At 68.7% G+C, this 17383-nt stretch carries 15 protein-coding genes; 11 read left to right on the top strand and 4 right to left on the bottom strand.

Annotation, left to right across the window (positions count from 1 at the left end; all coding sequences use genetic code 11):
* The first annotated feature begins 198 nt into the window (after positions 1–198).
* The 5 genes from AC0Z2B_RS21180 to AC0Z2B_RS21200 all read left to right on the top strand — a co-directional run bounded on the left by AC0Z2B_RS21180 (position 199) and on the right by AC0Z2B_RS21200 (position 4407).
* The gene (locus tag AC0Z2B_RS21180; protein ID WP_416423213.1) at positions 199–636 is read left to right on the top strand and encodes a DoxX family protein; all 438 of its coding nucleotides are present in this window, start codon (positions 199–201) and stop codon (positions 634–636) included.
* 150 nt (positions 637–786) lie between these two features.
* Complete coding sequence (locus AC0Z2B_RS21185; RefSeq protein ID WP_476299210.1) at positions 787–1590, top strand: alpha/beta fold hydrolase; 804 nt, start codon at positions 787–789, stop codon at positions 1588–1590.
* The gene (locus AC0Z2B_RS21190) at positions 1587–2441 is read left to right on the top strand and encodes an alpha/beta hydrolase (protein ID WP_476299212.1); all 855 of its coding nucleotides are present in this window, start codon (positions 1587–1589) and stop codon (positions 2439–2441) included. The genes AC0Z2B_RS21185 and AC0Z2B_RS21190 overlap by 4 nt, the downstream gene beginning before the upstream one ends.
* A 103-nt stretch (positions 2442–2544) precedes the next feature.
* Positions 2545–3336 (top strand): DUF4892 domain-containing protein, encoded by a 792-nt coding sequence (locus AC0Z2B_RS21195; RefSeq protein WP_476299214.1) that lies wholly within the window; start codon positions 2545–2547, stop codon positions 3334–3336.
* A 15-nt stretch (positions 3337–3351) separates the two neighbouring features.
* The gene (locus tag AC0Z2B_RS21200) at positions 3352–4407 is read left to right on the top strand and encodes an AI-2E family transporter (protein WP_476299216.1); all 1056 of its coding nucleotides are present in this window, start codon (positions 3352–3354) and stop codon (positions 4405–4407) included.
* Between the two features lie 35 nt (positions 4408–4442).
* Here the strand turns inward: AC0Z2B_RS21200 and xopAW are convergent, their stop codons facing one another.
* The 3 genes from xopAW to AC0Z2B_RS21215 form a co-directional block, all read right to left on the bottom strand.
* The gene (xopAW, locus tag AC0Z2B_RS21205; RefSeq protein ID WP_476299218.1) at positions 4443–5363 is read right to left on the bottom strand and encodes a XopAW family type III secretion system calcium-binding effector; all 921 of its coding nucleotides are present in this window, start codon (positions 5361–5363) and stop codon (positions 4443–4445) included.
* A 241-nt stretch (positions 5364–5604) separates the two neighbouring features.
* Positions 5605–6684: a sensor histidine kinase gene (locus AC0Z2B_RS21210; RefSeq protein ID WP_416423219.1), complete on the bottom strand. Its 1080-nt coding sequence runs from the start codon at positions 6682–6684 to the stop codon at positions 5605–5607.
* The gene (locus tag AC0Z2B_RS21215; RefSeq protein WP_008371971.1) at positions 6684–7448 is read right to left on the bottom strand and encodes a response regulator; all 765 of its coding nucleotides are present in this window, start codon (positions 7446–7448) and stop codon (positions 6684–6686) included. Before AC0Z2B_RS21215 ends, AC0Z2B_RS21210 begins: the two co-directional genes overlap by 1 nt.
* A 345-nt stretch (positions 7449–7793) precedes the next feature.
* Between AC0Z2B_RS21215 and kdpF the strand changes: the two genes are divergently transcribed.
* From kdpF to AC0Z2B_RS21245, 6 genes are all read left to right on the top strand, one after another.
* Positions 7794–7883: a K(+)-transporting ATPase subunit F gene (gene kdpF, locus AC0Z2B_RS21220; protein WP_416423220.1), complete on the top strand. Its 90-nt coding sequence runs from the start codon at positions 7794–7796 to the stop codon at positions 7881–7883.
* Between the two features lie 8 nt (positions 7884–7891).
* Positions 7892–9586, top strand: a complete 1695-nt coding sequence (kdpA, locus tag AC0Z2B_RS21225; protein WP_476299220.1) for a potassium-transporting ATPase subunit KdpA — start codon at positions 7892–7894, stop codon at positions 9584–9586.
* 17 nt (positions 9587–9603) lie between these two features.
* Positions 9604–11664, top strand: a complete 2061-nt coding sequence (gene kdpB, locus AC0Z2B_RS21230; protein ID WP_476299309.1) for a potassium-transporting ATPase subunit KdpB — start codon at positions 9604–9606, stop codon at positions 11662–11664.
* A 10-nt stretch (positions 11665–11674) separates the two neighbouring features.
* A complete protein-coding gene (gene kdpC / locus AC0Z2B_RS21235) occupies positions 11675–12232 on the top strand; it encodes a potassium-transporting ATPase subunit KdpC (RefSeq protein WP_476299222.1) in 558 nt (185 codons plus the stop codon).
* A 218-nt stretch (positions 12233–12450) separates the two neighbouring features.
* A complete protein-coding gene (locus tag AC0Z2B_RS21240) occupies positions 12451–15102 on the top strand; it encodes a DUF4118 domain-containing protein (protein ID WP_476299224.1) in 2652 nt (883 codons plus the stop codon).
* 2 nt (positions 15103–15104) lie between these two features.
* Positions 15105–15797: a response regulator gene (locus AC0Z2B_RS21245; RefSeq protein ID WP_416423224.1), complete on the top strand. Its 693-nt coding sequence runs from the start codon at positions 15105–15107 to the stop codon at positions 15795–15797.
* Between the two features lie 102 nt (positions 15798–15899).
* On the opposite strand, the gene AC0Z2B_RS21250 is transcribed toward AC0Z2B_RS21245, so the two are convergent.
* Positions 15900–17273, bottom strand: a complete 1374-nt coding sequence (locus tag AC0Z2B_RS21250) for an MATE family efflux transporter (RefSeq protein ID WP_476299311.1) — start codon at positions 17271–17273, stop codon at positions 15900–15902.
* Positions 17274–17383 lie beyond the last annotated feature (110 nt).

Here is a 17383-nt window from a genome sequence, read left to right on the forward strand (position 1 = left end):
AGGCTGCGCTGGCCCTTACCCACGCTGGAGATCTTCAGTGAGGTAGAGGGCCAGCGCAGCCTGCGGCAGCGGCTACGCGATTTTAATAGCATCGAATTATTCGATTTGTATAGGCGATTATTTGCGATTTTCTTATTCGATAGATCGATTAATATGGTCCCCATCAACTCCTACACCACTTTCGCAAGGGAATACGCCATGAACGCTTCGATCAAACGCCTCTTCACCACCAACGCCGGCCTGGGCTTCACCGTGCTGCGCATCCTGGTCGGGATCATCTTCGTCGCCCACGGAGGCCAGAAACTCTTCGGCCTGTTCGGCGGCTACGGCCTGGAAGGCACTGGCCAGTGGATGGAAAGCATCGGCATCCACCCTGGCTACTGGATGGCCCTGCTGGCCGGTAGCGGCGAGTTCTTCGGCGGCCTGGCCCTGGTCCTCGGCCTGCTGGTGCGCCCGGCGTCGCTGGTGCTGATCGTGACCCTGGTAGTGGCCATCCTCAGCGTGCACATCCACAACGGTCTGTTCATGGCCAACAACGGCTACGAATTCGCCCTGGCCCTGCTGGCCGGCACCATCGCCACCCTGGTGGAAGGCGCAGGCAAACTGTCCTTCGACCGCCTGATCAGCCGCGCCTGATGCCGGTAGCCGCTGCCGCAAGGCAGCGGCTACACGCCATACCCGTCAATCAATGGCCTGAATACCCTCGTTATTGACCATTCCCCGCATTGCCCCCGCCGCCCAGCTTGCGGACAATCCTCCCCAGGATTCGCCCACGAGCCACCCCCCATGCCGCAGACCATCTTCTTCGCCCACGCCAACGGTTTTCCTTCGGGTACCTACGGCAAGCTGTTCGCCCATCTGGCCCCCGACTTCAGCGTCGCGCACCTGCCGCAGCATGCCCATGACCCGCGCTTCCCGGTCACCGACAACTGGCCGGCGCTGATCGCCGAGCTGGTGCACCACCTGCGCCAGCAGCCGGGGCCGGTGTGGGGCGTGGGGCATTCGTTCGGTGGCCTCCTGCACCTGTATGCCGCGCTGCAATACCCTGAGCTGTACCGCGGCGTGGTAATGCTCGACTCGCCGGCCTTGACCCTGGCCGACCAGTGGGTGATTCGCGCGGCCAAGCGCTTCGGCTTCATCGACCGCCTGACCCCGGCCGGGCGCACCCTGGGCCGCCGCGAGACGTTTGCGGACCTTGAGGCGGCGCGGGCGTATTTTTCCCGCAAGTCGCTGTTCCGTGATTTCGACCCCGAGTGCTTCGAGGCGTACCTGCAGCATGGCTTGCGCGCCGACGCCGACGGCCTGCGCCTGCGTTTCGACCCTGCCACCGAAATCGACATCTACCGCAGCGTGCCCCACGTGCGCCCGGCGAGCACCCGGCGCCTGCGCGTGCCGCTGGCGCTGGTCCACGGCGCCGACAGCCGCGTGGTGCTCAACCACCACGCGCGCATGGTGCGCGGGCTGGCCCAGGGCGAAACCCACCGGGTGGCCGGCGGGCACATGTTCCCGTTGGAGCACCCGCTGGCGACCGCCGACCTGCTCAAGGGCATTGTCGGCCGCTGGCAGCAAGGTCAGGCGGCGTGCGCATGAGCAGTGGCGTGGAGGAAATTCGCCTGAGCCTGCCGCACATCGAATTGGCGGCGCACGTCTTTGGCCCGGCCGACGGCCGCCCGGTGATCGCCCTGCACGGCTGGCTGGACAACGCCAACAGCTTCGCGCGCCTGGCGCCCCGGCTCGAAGGCCTGCGCATACTGGCCCTGGACATGGCCGGGCACGGCCTGTCCCAGCACCGCCCGGCCGGCGCCGGCTATTCGCTGTACGACTACGCCCACGACGTGCTGCAGGTGGCCGAACAGCTGGGCTGGCAGCGTTTTTCGCTGCTGGGCCATTCCCTGGGGGCGATTGTCTCGGTGGTGCTGGCCGGGGCGCTGCCCGAACGCGTGGAGCGGCTGGCGTTGATCGATGCGGTGCTGCCCCCGGGCTCGCCGGGGCCTGGCACCGCCGAGCGCTTCGGCCAGGCCTTGCTCGAGCAGGTGGCCCTGCCGGGCAAGCGCAAGTCGGTGTACCCGGACTTCGACCGCGGCGTGGAAGTGCGCATGAAAGGCATGGTGGCGGTGAGCCGCGAGGCCGCCGAGCTGCTGGCCCAGCGCGGCCTGATGCCGGTGCCCGGCGGCTACAGCTGGCGCAGCGACAGCCGCCTGACCCTGCCCACGCCGCTGCGCATGAGCGAAGAGCAGGGCTGGTCGTTCGTGCAGCGCATCGCCTGCCCGGCGCACCTGGTGGTGGCCGAGGAGGGCATGCTGGCCAAGCACGCGGGGCTGCTGGCGCGGCTACCCTTCAGTCACGAGCGCCTGCCCGGCGGCCATCACCTGCACCTGAACGACGAGGCCGGCGCTGCTCTTGTAGCAAGCTGTTTCAATCGCTTCTTCGCCATGCCTTGACTTGCGGTGGCCAAGTGCCGAGGCTTGGCGTGCTTAATGGGAAGCCGAGCATCGACAGGGAGACCTCCATGAACCACCGCCATACCGCCGCGGCAGCCCCGCGATGAGGGCATGCCTGTTCGCCTTCACCCTTGCCGCTGCCGTGAGTGCCACCGCCGCGGACCTGGCCAACGTGCCGCCGCCCGCCGACGCCCAGGTGGTGGACCAGAAGCCCGCCGCCGAGGCCGAGCGCACCTACCCGCTGGGTTCGGTGCGCAAGATCAGCAACCAGCTGCGCATGGACGCCCAGGTCAGCGCCCGTGGCCAGGTCAGCTCGGTGACCTACGAACTGGCCAGCGGCGCACTGGCCACCGACGCCCTCAACGCCGCGCGCCAGGGCCTGCAGGACCAGGGCAGCCAGGTGCTGTTCTGGTGCGAGGCGCGCGACTGCGGTGAGTCCAGCCTGTGGGCCAACGAGATCTTCGCCAACGCCAAGCTGGTGGGCGCCGACGAGCAGCAAAGCGTGATCCTGCTGCGCCACGCCGACTCCGGCCAGGACACCCTGGTAGCGCTCTACGCCATCAACCGCGGCGGCCGTCGTGCCTACCTGCACGTGGAGCAGTTCGTTGCCGCCAGCCCGCTGGGCACGCTGCTGCCGACCCCGGCCACGCTGCTGCGCGAACTGCGCGGCACCGGCCGCCTGGACTACCCTGACCTGGGCGTGACGCCGCCCCCGCCGGCCTGGGTGGCGCTGCTGGCGCGCAGCCTTAACCAGGACAGCACCTTGCGCGTGACCCTGGCCGGGCCCGCCGCCGAACCCTGGCGCCAGGCGCTGGTGGCCCAGGGCGTGCGCGCCGCGCGCCTGGAACTGGGCGACCCGGCGAAAAGCGGCCTGCACATCGACCTGATTCGCTGAGGAGTAGCGCCTGCCATGACGCTCAACAACGACCGCCTGCTGGTGCAGATCATCCTGCTGGTGCTGCTGGGCGCCTGCCTGTGGGTGATGGCGCCGTTCATCTCGGCGCTGCTGTGGGGCGCCATCCTCGCCTACGCCAGCTGGCCGCTGATGCGCCTGCTGACGCGCTGGTTGGGTGGCCGCGAGACCCTGGCGGCCAGCATCCTCACCCTGGGCTGGATTCTGCTGGTGATACTGCCGCTGGTGTGGCTGGGCTTCAACCTGGCCGACCACATCCGCGACGCCATCACCTTCGTGCGTGACGTGCAGGTGGACGGCCTGCCGGCGGCGCCGGACTGGCTGCAGGCCCTGCCGCTGGTGGGCCCGCGCCTGGCCACCTGGTGGGACACCCTCGACCAGCAGGGCGCCGCGCTGATGCTCAGCGTCAAGCCGTACCTGGGCCAGGTGGGCAACTGGCTGCTGGCGCGCAGCGCGCAGATCGGCGGCGGCATCCTGGAGCTGACCCTGAGCCTGGTGTTCGTGTTCTTCTTCTATCGTGACGGGCCGCGGCTGGCGGCGTTCGTGCTGCGCCTGCTGGAACGCCTGGTGGGCGAGCGCGCCGAATATTACCTGGAACTGGTGGCCGGCACCGTGCAGCGGGTGGTCAACGGCGTGATCGGCACGGCGGCGGCGCAGGCGGTGCTGGCGCTGATCGGCTTCCTGATCGCGGGTATTCCCGGGGCGCTGGTGCTGGGCATCGTGACGTTCCTGCTCAGCCTGATCCCCATGGGGCCGCCGCTGGCATGGATACCGGCGACGGCCTGGCTGGCGTGGAAGGGCGAGTACGGCATGGCGGTGTTTCTGGGGGTGTGGGGCACGTTCATCATCAGTGGCGTGGACAACGTACTCAAGCCCTACCTGATCAGCCGCGGCGGCGACCTGCCGCTGGTGATCGTGTTGCTGGGGGTGTTTGGCGGCCTGCTGGCGTTCGGTTTCATCGGCCTGTTCATCGGCCCGACGCTGCTCGCCATCGGCTACAGCCTGCTGCTGGACTGGACCCGCAGCGGCCACGGCGCCGCGCACAAGCCCTGAGACGGGCAGCCCGAAGGCTGCCCGCGGCGTAAAGGTCAGGCGGCTGTGGTCAGCTGACTGCCCACGGTTTGTTGCGCGTCGGTGGCGTACTGCTTGGTCAGGGCGGCGATCATCTTGTTCAGCGCCGCCGCGGTATCGCTGCTGGCGGTGTCCGAACTGCTGCTGCCACTGCTGCTCTGGTCACCCGAGGATTGCAGGGCGGCGGCCAGTTCCGAGGCGCTGACGGTGCCGTCCTTGTTGGTGTCCAGGTCGCTGAACACTTCGCTGGCCAGGCTGCTGGACGACGAGGTGGAGCTGCTGGACGAACTGCTGGACGACGAACTGGTGGCGCTCAAGGCGCTGCTCAGTTCGGTCTCGGTGATGCTGCCATCGTCGTTGCTGTCCAGCGCGCTGAACAGGTCATCGCTGGAGACGCTGGCCGGTGGCGGCGGAGGTGGGGGCTGCATGGCCGCGGCCAGTTCGTCCTTGCTCACGGTGCCATCGCCGTTGCTGTCCAGCGCCGAGAACAGCTGGCTGCTGTCGTCGGTGGTGTCGCCGGCGGCGGTCAGGGCCGAGCTCAGCTCGTCGCTGCTGATGGAACCGCTGCCGTCGCTGTCGATGGCGCTCATCAGGTCGTCGACCGCGTCAGTGTTCGGCGCGCTGTCCTGGGTGGGCGGTGCCGGTGGCTGCAGGGCCGCCATCTCGTCCAGGGTCAGGCCATCGTCCGAGTCGCTGTCCAGGCTGCTGAAATTCTTGCTCAGCGTGACCAGGATACCGCCGTCGTTGCTGGTGCCACTGCTCGAACTGTTGGAAATCGCCGTGTTCAGCTCGTCGCTGCTGACCTCGCCGTTGCCGTCGGTGTCGAGGCTGGCGAACAGCTCTTCCTGGAACTTCTTCAGTTGCGCGCTGGCGCTGGTGCTGCTGGTACTTGTGTAGTTGGAATAGCTACTGCTGCTTACGCCGCTTATGGATGACATTGGGTGTGCTCCCCTGTTGTATGCCGGTTACAAACCGCCGGCGTGTAAAGAATCTATCGGGGGAATGTCGAGAGTGTGTGGGGTTTGTAAGGGGCGGGACATGGGGGTGGGGGTTTATAGCGAAAGCGTAGATTGGCCACCTGGCATAATCGCCAACCCCCGTAGCAGCGGCCCCAAGGCCGCGTCACAAGCACCACATATCGTATTGGGCCGGACGCAGCCTGCGGCAGCTGCTACGGAGTTAGCGGGGGAGGCGAATGACGGCTGTGAGGCCGCCGCCGGGTGTTTCTTCCAGGCTCAACTGGCCGCCCAGGCGCTGGCACGCCTCGCGGGCGATGGTCATGCCCAAACCGACGCCGCCGGAGTTGCGGTTGCGCGAGCCTTCCAGGCGGAAGAACGGCTCGAACACCGCTTCGCGCTTGTCGGCGCTGATGCCGGGGCCGTGGTCAATGACGCGGATGGTCACGGCGTCGCGGGTGTCGTCGATGTCCACCAGGGTGGCGCCGCCGTAGCGCAGGGCGTTGTCCATCAGGTTGCTGATGCACGAGCGCAGGGCCATGGGCTGCACCTGCAGCGGCGCACAGGTGCCCCGTGCCTGCACGGCGGCGCCATGGTCCTGGGCGTTCTCCACCAGCGACTCCACCAGCGCCTGCAGGTCATACCATTGCAGCGCCTCGCTGGTGCGCTGCTCGTGCAGGTAGGTCAGGGTGGCGTCGAGCATGCCGATCATGTCGTCCAGGTCCTGGCGCATCTGGCCCTGCAGCTTCTCGTTGTCGATCTGCTCCAGGCGCAGCTTGAGCCGCGACAGCGGCGTGCGCAGGTCATGGGACACGGCGCCGAGCATGCGCGCCCGTTGCTGCACCTGCTCGCGGATGCGTTGCTGCATGCGGTTGAAGGTGTGCGCCACCTGGCGAGCTTCCAGCGGGCCGGTCTCTTCCAGGGGCGGGGCGTCGAGGTTTTCACTCAGCCGCTCGGCCGCTTCGCTGAAGCGGCGGATGGGTCGCGACAGGGCCTTGGCGCCGAACCAGGCGGCCACCACCAGGGTGATCAGCTGGAACAGCAGCGGCACGACAGGCCCGCCGAACAGCGGCGGTGGTGGCCGGTGCTCTTCCTCGCGCAGCTCCTTGGCGCCGAAATCGGCCAGCGCTTCGGGCGAAGGATTGGGGCCCAGCTCCGCGCGCAACTCACGCAGGTGCTCGCGGTGGGGCGGTGGCGGGAAGCCGTACTGCTGGAACCAGAGGAAGGCCAGCAGGTGGGCGAAGATGATGGCAATCAGTGACACGCCGAACAGGCGGGCGAACAGCGTATCAGGGCTGCGCATCAACCAATGTCTCTCGCATCGAAGAGGTAGCCTTCACCGCGCACGGTCTTGATCAGCTGGGGTGCCTTGGGGTCGTCGCCCAGCTTCTGGCGCAGGCGCGATACCAGCAGGTCGATGCTGCGGTCGAACGCTTCGATGGAGCGGCCGCGGGCGGCGTCCAGCAGTTGTTCGCGGCTGAGCACGCGGCGTGGACGCTCCAGGAACACCCACAGCAGGCGGAATTCGGCGTTGGACAGCGGCACCACCAGGCCATCGGAGGAGATCAGCTGGCGCAGCACGCTGTTCAGGCGCCAGTTGTCGAAGCGCACGTTGGCACGCTGCTCGGTGCGGTCGTCGCGCACGCGGCGCAGGATGGTCTGGATGCGGGCTACCAGTTCACGTGGCTCGAACGGCTTGGCCATGTAGTCGTCGGCGCCCAGTTCCAGGCCGATGATGCGGTCGGTCGGCTCGCAGCGGGCGGTCAGCATCAGGATCGGGATGTCGGATTCGGCGCGCAGCCAGCGGCACAGCGACAGGCCGTCTTCGCCCGGCAGCATCAGGTCCAGCACCACCACGTCGAAGTTTTCTTCCAGCAGCGCCTGGCGCATGCCTTCCCCGTCGCTGACGCCCAGGGCCAGGATGCCGAAGCGGGCCAGGTAGTCGATCAGCAGTTCGCGAATCGGCACGTCGTCATCCACGATCAGGGCACGGGTGTTCCAGCGTTTGTCATCGTCGCCGACGAGGTTCTTGCTGGCATCGCTGAGAGGGAGCGGGGTGTTCTGCATGCTTGCGTTCATCTGCCTGGTATTGCTGCCAGCCGCGACGACGGGGCCGCGTCAGTTACCCGGAGGGTAAGCGTTCGCCCGGCGGGCTGGTAGTCATGTTCGGATTGGGAGCGGCCAGCGAGGGTCACTCGCAGGCGTGTCGCTGGAATGTCCTGTATGTATCAAGCTCGATACATTTGGCTGCATTTTTCCCGTTTCGTTCCGGCAATCGCTCTACATCGGCATTCTTTACGAAAACTTTATGCCGGTCTTTCCCCTTCAGTCTCGTTCCTTTACGGCCTGGTTTCCGACAATACCGACCAATGGCCCTGCAAGGGGCTGGCGATTCCAACGAGGAGAAAGGCCATGAACGTGCTGGATGGGGTGGCACTGCTGCTGGCAGCAGGGCTGTTTGTGTATCTGACGGTGGCGCTGTTGCGCGCCGACCGGCACTAGGAGCGACCATGCACAGCTATGACTATGGGCTGCTCCTGGCCTTCCTGGCCCTGGTGCTGGTCCCGGCGCCCTTCCTGGGCCGCTTTTACTACAACGTCATGGAAGGCCGGCGCACCTGGCTCACGCCTATCCTTGGCCCGGTGGAGCGCGGCTGCTACCGCCTGGCCGGGGTGGACCCGGCGCAAGAGCAAAGCTGGCAGCGCTACACCCTGGCCATGCTGGCCTTCAACCTGGCCGGGTTCGTGCTGTTGATGGGCGTGCTGCTGTTCCAGCAGTACCTGCCCGCCAACCCGCAGCACCTGCCTGGCATGGAATGGTCGCTGGCCTTCAACACTGCGGTCAGTTTCGTCACCAACACCAACTGGCAATCCTACAGCGGCGAGGCGTCCCTGAGCTACTTCAGCCAGATGGTCGGCCTCACCGTGCAGAACTTCGTCAGCGCCGCCACGGGCCTGGCGGTGCTGGTGGCGCTGTGCCGCGGCATTGGCCGGCGCTCGGCGAAAACCCTCGGCAACTTCTGGGCCGACATGACCCGCGCCACCCTCTATGGCCTGCTGCCGCTGTGCCTGGTGCTGGCGCTGATCCTGGTGTGGCAGGGCGTGCCGCAGACCTTCATGCACTACGTCAGCGCCGTGACCGTGCAGGGCGCCGACCAGGTCATCCCCCTGGGCCCGGCGGCCAGCCAGATCGCCATCAAGCAGCTGGGCACCAACGGCGGCGGCTTCTTCGGCGTCAACTCGGCCCACCCGTTCGAGAACCCCACGGCCCTGAGCAACCTGCTGGAGGTGGTGTCGATCATCCTGATTCCGGTGGCGCTGGTGTTTACCTTCGGCCACTACGTGAAGGACATGCGTCAGAGCCGGGCGATCATCGCCTGCATGTTCGCGTTGTTCCTGATCGGTGGCGGCGTGGCGCTGTACGGCGAGTACCAGCCCAACCCGACGCTGCAAAGTGCCCAGGTGGAACAGGCGCCGCCGCTGGAGGGCAAGGAAGCGCGCTTCGGCACCACGGCCTCGGCGCTGTGGGCGGTGACCACCACCGCGGCGTCCAACGGTTCGGTCAACGCCATGCATGACAGCCTCAACCCGCTCACCGGCATGGTGGCGCTGGTGAACATGATGGTCGGCGAGGTGATCTTCGGCGGCGTCGGTGCCGGGCTCTACGGCATGCTGCTGAACGTGCTGACGGCGGTGTTCCTGGCCGGGCTGATGATTGGCCGCACGCCCGAATACCTGGGCAAGAAGATCCAGGCCACGGAGGTGAAGCTGCTGGTGGTGACCCTGCTGGTGATGCCCGTCGGCGTGCTGGTGCTGGGCGCCATCGCCGCCAGCCTGGCAGGCCCGGCGTCGGCGGTGAGCAACCCCGGCCCCCACGGCTTCAGCCAGTTGCTGTACGCCTACACCTCGGCCAGCGCCAACAACGGCTCGGCGTTCGGCGGCTTCAGCGCCAACACCGTGTTCCACAACCTGATGCTGGGCCTGGGCATGCTGATCGGGCGCTTCGGCTACATCCTGCCGATCATGGCCCTGGCCGGCAGCCTGGCGCTGAAGAAGACCGCGCCGCTGGGCAACAACAGCTTCCCCACCCACGGCCCGCTGTTCGTCACCCTGCTGACGGTGACCATCCTGCTGGTGGGTGGCCTGACCTTCCTGCCGACCCTGGCACTGGGGCCGATCGCTGAACAACTGAGCCTGGGCTTCTAAGGAACATGACCATGAATATGCCGATCCGTGTTGCCAAGCCGGCCGCCGCCGATGCCGCCGGCGCCGCGCAGAAAACCGCGTTCGCCGCCCTGTGGCGGCCGGCGCTGGTGCAGGCCTTCGTCAAGCTCGACCCACGCCAGCTGCAGCGGGCGCCGGTGATGCTGGTGGTGGAACTCACGGCCATCCTCACCACGGTGCTGTGCGTGCTGCCCGAGGCCGGGGTGAATACTGGGGTGGCGGTGCAGATCGCCCTGTGGCTGTGGTTCACCGTGTTGTTTGCCAACTTCGCCGAAGCCCTGGCCGAGGGCCGTGGCAAGGCCCGCGCCGACAGCCTCAAGGCCGGTAGCCAGGGCCTCACCGCGCGCCGCCGGGACGGCGCCGGGCAGTTCCAGAACGTGGCCGCCGCCAGCCTGCGCAAGGGTGACGTGGTGCGCGTGGAGGCCGGGGAGATAATCCCCGGCGACGGCGAGGTCATCGAAGGTATCGCCGCGGTCAACGAGGCGGCCATTACCGGCGAGTCGGCGCCGGTGATCCGTGAGTCCGGTGGCGACCGCTCGGCCGTCACCGGCAACACCCGCCTGGTGTCGGACTGGCTGCTGGTGAAGATCACCGCCAACCCCGGCGAGTCGACCCTGGACCGCATGATCGCCCTGGTGGAAGGCGCCAAACGGCAGAAGACCCCCAACGAGATTGCCCTCGACATCCTGCTGATCGGCCTGACGCTGATCTTCCTGCTGGTGGTGGTGACCCTGCAGCCGTTCGCCCACTTCGCCAACGGCAGCCTCCCGCTGGTGTTCCTGGTGGCGCTGCTGGTGACCCTGATTCCCACCACCATCGGTGGCCTGCTGTCAGCCATCGGCATCGCCGGCATGGACCGCCTGGTGCGCCTGAACGTGATCGCCAAGTCCGGTCGCGCCGTGGAAGCGGCGGGGGACGTGCACGTGCTGCTGCTGGACAAGACCGGCACCATCACCTTCGGCAACCGCCGCTGCACCGCGCTGTACGCCGCCCCCGGCGTGACCGCCAAGGAACTGGCCGAAGGCGCGTTGCTGGCCTCGCTGGCCGACGACACCGCCGAGGGCAAGTCCATCGTCGAGTTCCTGCGCCAGTTGCACAGCCTGCCGGAGCCGGCCGCCACCGAGCTGGTGGCGGTGCCCTTCAGCGCCGAGACGCGCCTGAGCGGCGTCGACCACGCCGGGCGCATCTACCGCAAGGGCGCGGTGGACTCGCTGCTGGCCTTCGTCGGCATGGCGCGGCTGGAAATGCCCGCCGCCCTGGCCCGGGAAGTGGACAAGATCGCCCAGAGCGGCGGCACCCCGCTGCTGGTGTGCCGCGACAAGCGCCTGCTGGGCGCCATTCACCTCAAGGACGTGGTCAAGCCGGGTATCCGCGAGCGCTTCGACGAACTGCGCAAGCTGGGCATCCGCACCGTGATGGTCACCGGCGACAACCCGCTGACCGCCGCCGCGATCGCTGCCGAGGCGGGTGTTGACGATGTGCTGGCCGAAGCCACCCCGGAGAAAAAGCTGGCACGCATCCGCCAGGAACAGGACGACGGTCGCCTGGTGGCCATGTGCGGCGACGGCGCCAACGACGCCCCGGCCCTGGCCCAGGCGGACGTGGGCATGGCCATGAACGACGGCACCCAGGCGGCGCGCGAGGCGGCCAACATGGTCGACCTCGACAGCGACCCCACCAAGTTGCTGGACGTGGTGCAGATCGGCAAGGAGCTGCTGGTGACACGGGGCGCCCTGACCACGTTCTCCATCGCCAACGACGTGGCCAAGTACTTCGCCATCCTGCCGGCGCTGTTCGCCGCCATCTACCCGCAGCTGGGGGTGTTGAACGTGATGCACCTGGCCAGCCCGCAGAGCGCGATCCTGTCGGCCATCGTCTTCAACGCGCTGATCATCGTGGTGTTGATCCCGCTGGCCCTGCGCGGCGTGCGGGTGCAGGCCGCGAGCGCCGCGCACCTGCTGCGGCGCAATCTGTTGATCTACGGCCTGGGCGGGATCGTGGTGCCGTTCGTGGGCATCAAGCTGATCGACCTGCTGCTGACCGCCGTCCACCTGGTATGAGGAATTGATGATGTCGACTTATTTGCGTCCGGCCTTGAGCCTGCTTGTGTTGATGACCCTGATCACCGGCGTGGCCTACCCGCTGGCCGTGACGGCGGTGGCCCAGGTGGCCTTCCCGGAACAGGCCAATGGCAGCCTGGTGCACGACGAGGCGGGCAAGGTGCGCGGCTCCAGCCTGATCGCCCAGGGGTTCAGCGGCGATGCCTGGTTCCACCCGCGGCCGTCGGCCGGGGATTTCGCCACCGTGTCCAGCAGCGCCAGCAACCTGGCGCCCAGCAACCCGGCCCTGGCCAGCCGCATCAAGGACGATGCCGCCAAGCTGTACGTGGACGGGCAGGGGCCGGTGCCGCTGGCGCTGCTGACCACTTCGGGCAGCGGCCTGGACCCGCACCTGCCGCCGGCCGCCGCCAGCTACCAGGTGGCCCGCGTGGCCCAGGCACGGCAGCTGCCCCCTGCCACGGTGCAGCAGCTTGTGGCCGAGCACACCGAGCGCTCGCTGTTCGGGCCGCCGGTGGTGAATGTGCTGGCTTTGAACCTGGCGCTGGATCGGCTACCTTCATCGCGTTGATTGCTACCGTGGCGCCTCAATCGCGGCCAAGGCCGGCTCCTACGCCGTCCGCGTAGGAGCCGGCCTTGGGCGCGGTAAAGACGCGGCGGTGCAGTACCGTTACCCAGTTCCGGTCCTGCCCCTCCCCCCCCCCCGCCGCCCCCCCCCCGGGCGTGGTAGGAGCCGGCCTTGGCCGCGATACAGACGCTGCGGTCCTGAACCTTACCCGAGTACCTGTCATGAGTGATGCCCTGCGCGCCGACGCGTTGCTGGCCCAATTGCCCCGCGATGGCCGCGGCCGCCTCAAGGTGTTCCTCGGCGCCGCCCCCGGCGTGGGCAAGACCTACGCCATGCTGCAGGCCGCCCACGGCCAGCTGCGCCAGGGCCTGCGGGTGGTGGCCGGGGTGGTGGAGACCCATGGCCGGGCCGAGACCGAGGCGCTGCTGGGCGGCCTGGCCCAGTTGCCGCTGGTGCGCTCCCAGTACCGCGGCGTGACCCTGGAAGAGATGGACCTCGACGGCCTGCTGCAGGCCGCGCCGCAGCTGGTGCTGGTGGACGAACTGGCCCACAGCAACGCCCCCGGCAGCCGCCACGCCAAGCGCTGGCAGGACATTCAGGAACTGCTGGCCGCGGGCATCCACGTCTACACCACGGTCAACGTCCAGCACCTGGAAAGCCTCAACGACCAGGTGCTGGACATCACCGGCGTGCAGGTGCGCGAGACCCTGCCCGACTGGGTGCTGCAGGAGGCCGACGAGCTGGTGCTGATCGACCTGCCGCCGCGCGAACTGCTGGAGCGCCTGCGCGACGGCAAGGTGTACGTGCCCGAACAGGCGCGGGCGGCAATCGAGGCTTTTTTCACCCAGACCAACCTCACCGCGTTGCGCGAGCTGGCCATGCAGACCGCCGCCGCCCAGGTCGACGCCGACCTGGCCCAGGGCTACCGGCGCATGGGCCAGGCCGCCCCGGCGTTGCGCGGGCGGCTGCTGGTGGGCATCGACGGCGATGCCCAGGCCGAGCGCCTGGTGCGCCACGCCAGCCGCGTGGCCCAGCGCCGGCACCTGCCCTGGAGCGTGGTGCACGTGGACACCGGCAAGGCCCGCGATGAAACCAGCCGCCAGCACCTGCAGCACGCCCAGCAGCTGACCGAGCGCCTGGGCGGCGAAGTGGTGGTGCTGCGCGCCGGCGAGGTGGCCAGGACGCTGATCCAGCACGCCGCCGAGCGCCGCGCCAGCCTGGTGCTGGTGGGCCAGTCGCGGCCGCTGTGGTACCGCCGCTGGCTGGGTGGCGGCCTGGGCCCGCGTTTGTTGCGCGACACCCATGGCCTGGAGATCAACGTGCTCGACCGCGACGCGGCGCGCCCCGTGCCCCGTGGCCACGAGGCCGGGCAGTGGGTGTGGTTCGACTACTTGCTGGCGCTGTTCGCCACCATCGCCGCCAGCGGCCTGGCCTCGGCGGTGGCCAGCGTGCTGGCGCTGCCGAACATCTCCCTGGTGTTCCTCGCCGCCGTGCTGCTGGTGGCGGTGCGCAGCAGCCTGGGGCCGGCGCTGGTGTGCGCGGCGCTGTCGTTCCTGGCGTATGACTTTCTGTTCATTCCGCCGACCTTCTCGCTGACCATCTACCGCGAAGAGGACGTGTTGACCCTGCTGTTCTTCCTGCTGATGGCGGCGCTCACCGGCAACCTCGCCGCGCGCCAGCGCCGCCAGTTGCAGGCCCTGCGCGACACCCAGGAAGAGACCGGCGAGCTGCTCGACCTGTCGCGCAAGCTCACCGCCGCCACCGACCGCCAGGCCGTGCTCAGCGCCGCCGCCCAGCACCTGCAGGGTTGGCGCGAGCTGCAGGTGTGGGTGGCCGAGCGCGACGGCCACCAGGGCTGGAAAGACCCCGGCGGCCACCCCATTCCCCTCAGTGACACCGAGCGCGCCGCCGCCGACTGGGCGTGGCAGCATGACCAGCCCGCTGGCCTGGGCACCGGCACCTTGCCCTCGGGACGCTGGTGGTGGACGCCGGTGTCGCTGCAGGACGGCCCGCTGGTGCTGCTGGGCGTGCGCGACCGCGAGGGCCGCGCCTTGAGCGCCCAGCGCCGGCGCCTGCTCGGTGCCCTCAGCCAGCCGCTGGCCCAGGGCCTGGCCCGCGCGCAACTGGCCCAGGACCTGGAGGCAGCGCGCCTGCACGGTGAAACCGAACAGCTGCGCAGCGCGCTGCTGGCCTCGGTGTCCCACGACCTGCGCACGCCGCTGACGGCCATGCGCGGCAGCATCGACAGCCTGCTGGCCTTGGGCGAGGCCATTCCCCGTGCCGACCGCCAGGAGCTGCTGGAAGGCACCCGCGACGAGGCCGAGCGCCTCGACCGCTACATCCAGAACCTGCTCGACATGACCCGCCTGGGCCACGGCGCGCTGAAGCTGGCGCGCGACTGGGTGGCGCCGGCGGACATTGTCGGCAGCGCCCTGAACCGCCTGCGCGCGGTGCTGGCACCGCTTGTGGTGGACGTCGAGGTGCCGGCGCAGCTGCCGTTGCTGTACGTGCACGCGGCGCTGATCGAGCAGGCGCTGATCAACGTGCTGGAAAACGCTGCGCGCTTCTCGCCACCCCACGGCCGCTTGCTGATACGCGCCGCCGTCAGCGGCGAGGAGCTGAGCTTCGCGGTCAGCGACCAGGGCCCGGGCATTCCCGAAGAGGAGCGGGCGAAAATCTTCGACATGTTCTACACCGCCGCCCGGGGTGACCGCGGTGGCCAGGGCACCGGCCTGGGCCTGGCGATCTGCCAGGGCATGATCGGCGCCCACGGCGGGCGCATCCTGGTGACTGACGGCCTGGATGGCCACGGCACCTGCATCACTCTATGCTTGCCGGTGCAACCGCAACCCGGCCTGGAAAGTGAAGCCTGAACATGAGTCAAACCGCGACCCTGCTGGTGATCGACGACGAACCGCAGATCCGCAAGTTCCTGCGCATCAGCCTGGCCTCCCAGGGCTACAAGGTGCTGGAAGCCGGCACCGGTGCCGAGGGCCTGAGCCAGGCCGCGCTGGGCCGCCCCGACCTGGTGGTGCTGGACCTGGGCCTGCCGGACATGGACGGCCAGCAGGTGCTGCGTGAGCTGCGCGAATGGAGCGCGGTGCCGGTGCTGGTGCTGTCGGTGCGCGCCAGCGAGATCCAGAAAGTGGAAGCCCTGGACAACGGCGCCAACGACTACGTGACCAAGCCGTTCGGCATCCAGGAGTTTTTGGCGCGCATCCGCGCCTTGCTGCGCCAGGTGCCCAGCGGCGATGCGCCGCCGGCGCCTGTGAGCATCGGCGGGCTGTTGATTGACCTGGGCCTGCGCCGGGTGACCCTGGATGGCGCCGAGGTGGCGTTGACCCGCAAGGAATACGCGGTGGTGGCGCAGCTGGCGCGCTACCCGGGGCGGGTGATTACCCAACAGCAGCTGCTCAAGGACATCTGGGGCCCGACCCATGCCGACGACAGCCATTACCTGCGCATTGTGGTGGGGCATATTCGCCAGAAGCTCGATGACGATCCGACGGCGCCGCGTTACATCATTACGGAGCCGGGGGTGGGGTACCGGCTTCTGGCCAATCCCTGACGCGGCCTGCGGCCGCTGCTACGCGAGGTTTCGTCGTGGCATTCATCGATTCCCGGCGCGTCATCGATTCCCGTAGCAGCGGCCGCAGGCCGCGTCCGCGGTTCAGGCGCTGCGAATACGCTTGCGCGCACTGCGCATCAGGCGCACCAGCAGCATTGCCGCCGCACAGGTCAGGCCCACGATCAGCCCCTGCCACAAACCGCTCGGCCCCGCCGGCGCGCCCAGCCAGTCGGTCAGCCCCAGCAGGTAACCCACCGGCAAGCCAATGCCCCAGTAGGCGAACAGCGTCAGCAGCATGGTCACCCGCGTGTCCTGGTAGCCGCGCAAGGCACCAGCGGCCGTGACCTGGATGGCGTCGGAGAACTGGAACAGCGCCGCGTACACAATCAGCATGGCGGCAATGTGCAGCACCGCCGGGTCAGCCGTGTAGATCCGGGCGATGTGCTCGCGGCCCAGGTACATCAGCGTCGCCGAGAAGCACGCATAGGCCAGTGCCGAGGCCATGCCGATGCCGGCGGCGAAACGCGCCTCGCGGGGCAGGCCGCGGCCCAGGGCCTGGCCGACGCGGATGGTCACGGCCATGCCCAGCGAAAACGGGATCATGAACACCATGGAGCTGATGCTCAGGGCGATCTGGTGCCCGGCCACCACGGTGGAACCGAGGCTGCCGATCAGCAGGGCGATGACGGCGAAGATGCTCGACTCGGCGAACACCGCGATGCCGATCGGTAGGCCGATGCCCAGCAGGCGCTGGATCACCGGCCACTGCGGCCACTGGAACTGGCCGAAGACGTTGGCCGCGCGGTAGGCCGGCGCCCAGCGCACCCAGCCGGCCATGCCCAGCAGCATCATCCACATCACGCTGGCGGTGGCCCAGCCACAGCCCACGCCGCCCATGGCCGGCACGCCCAGGTGGCCGTAGATGAACACGTAGTTGAGCGGGATGTTCAGCGCCAGGCCGCACAGGCCCAGGACCATGCTCGGCCGGGTGCGGCCCATGCCGTCGCTGCAGCAGCGCAGCACGTGGTACAGCGCCACCGACGGCAGGCCGGTGCCAATGCCGCGCAAATAGCCCATGCACGGCGCGATCAGCTCCGGGTCCACCTTCATCAGGTGCAGCACCGGCTCGGCGTTGAACAGCAGCAGGCTGGCCCCCAGGCCGGCGGCCAGGGCCAGCCACAGCGCCTGGCGCACCAGCGGGCCGATCTCGGCCGGGGTGCCGGCGCCGTGGCGCTGGGCGACCTTGGGCGTGGTGGCCAGCAGGATGCCGGTCATCAGCAGGAACACCGGCACCCAGATCGAGTTGCCCAGGGCCACGGCCGCCAGGTCGCGGGGGCCGACGCGGCCGGCCATCACCGCATCGACGAAGCCCATGGCGGTGTGCGCCAGCTGCGCGATCATGATCGGCCCCGCCAGGGCCAGCAGCGTGCGCAGTTCCAGGCGCACCCGGGCAGGGCGGGTGAGGGGGGTGGGCATGTCGGTTGCAGCTGCAGTCACGGGGCGTAGTCCACTGGTGGGCGCGGAAAACCGCCCATTCTACGCCCTGACGCGGCGGTCAGGAAACACTTGCCACGTGCTTCGTGACG

The sequence above is a fragment of the Pseudomonas sp. GYB4201 genome, assembly GCF_056312595.1.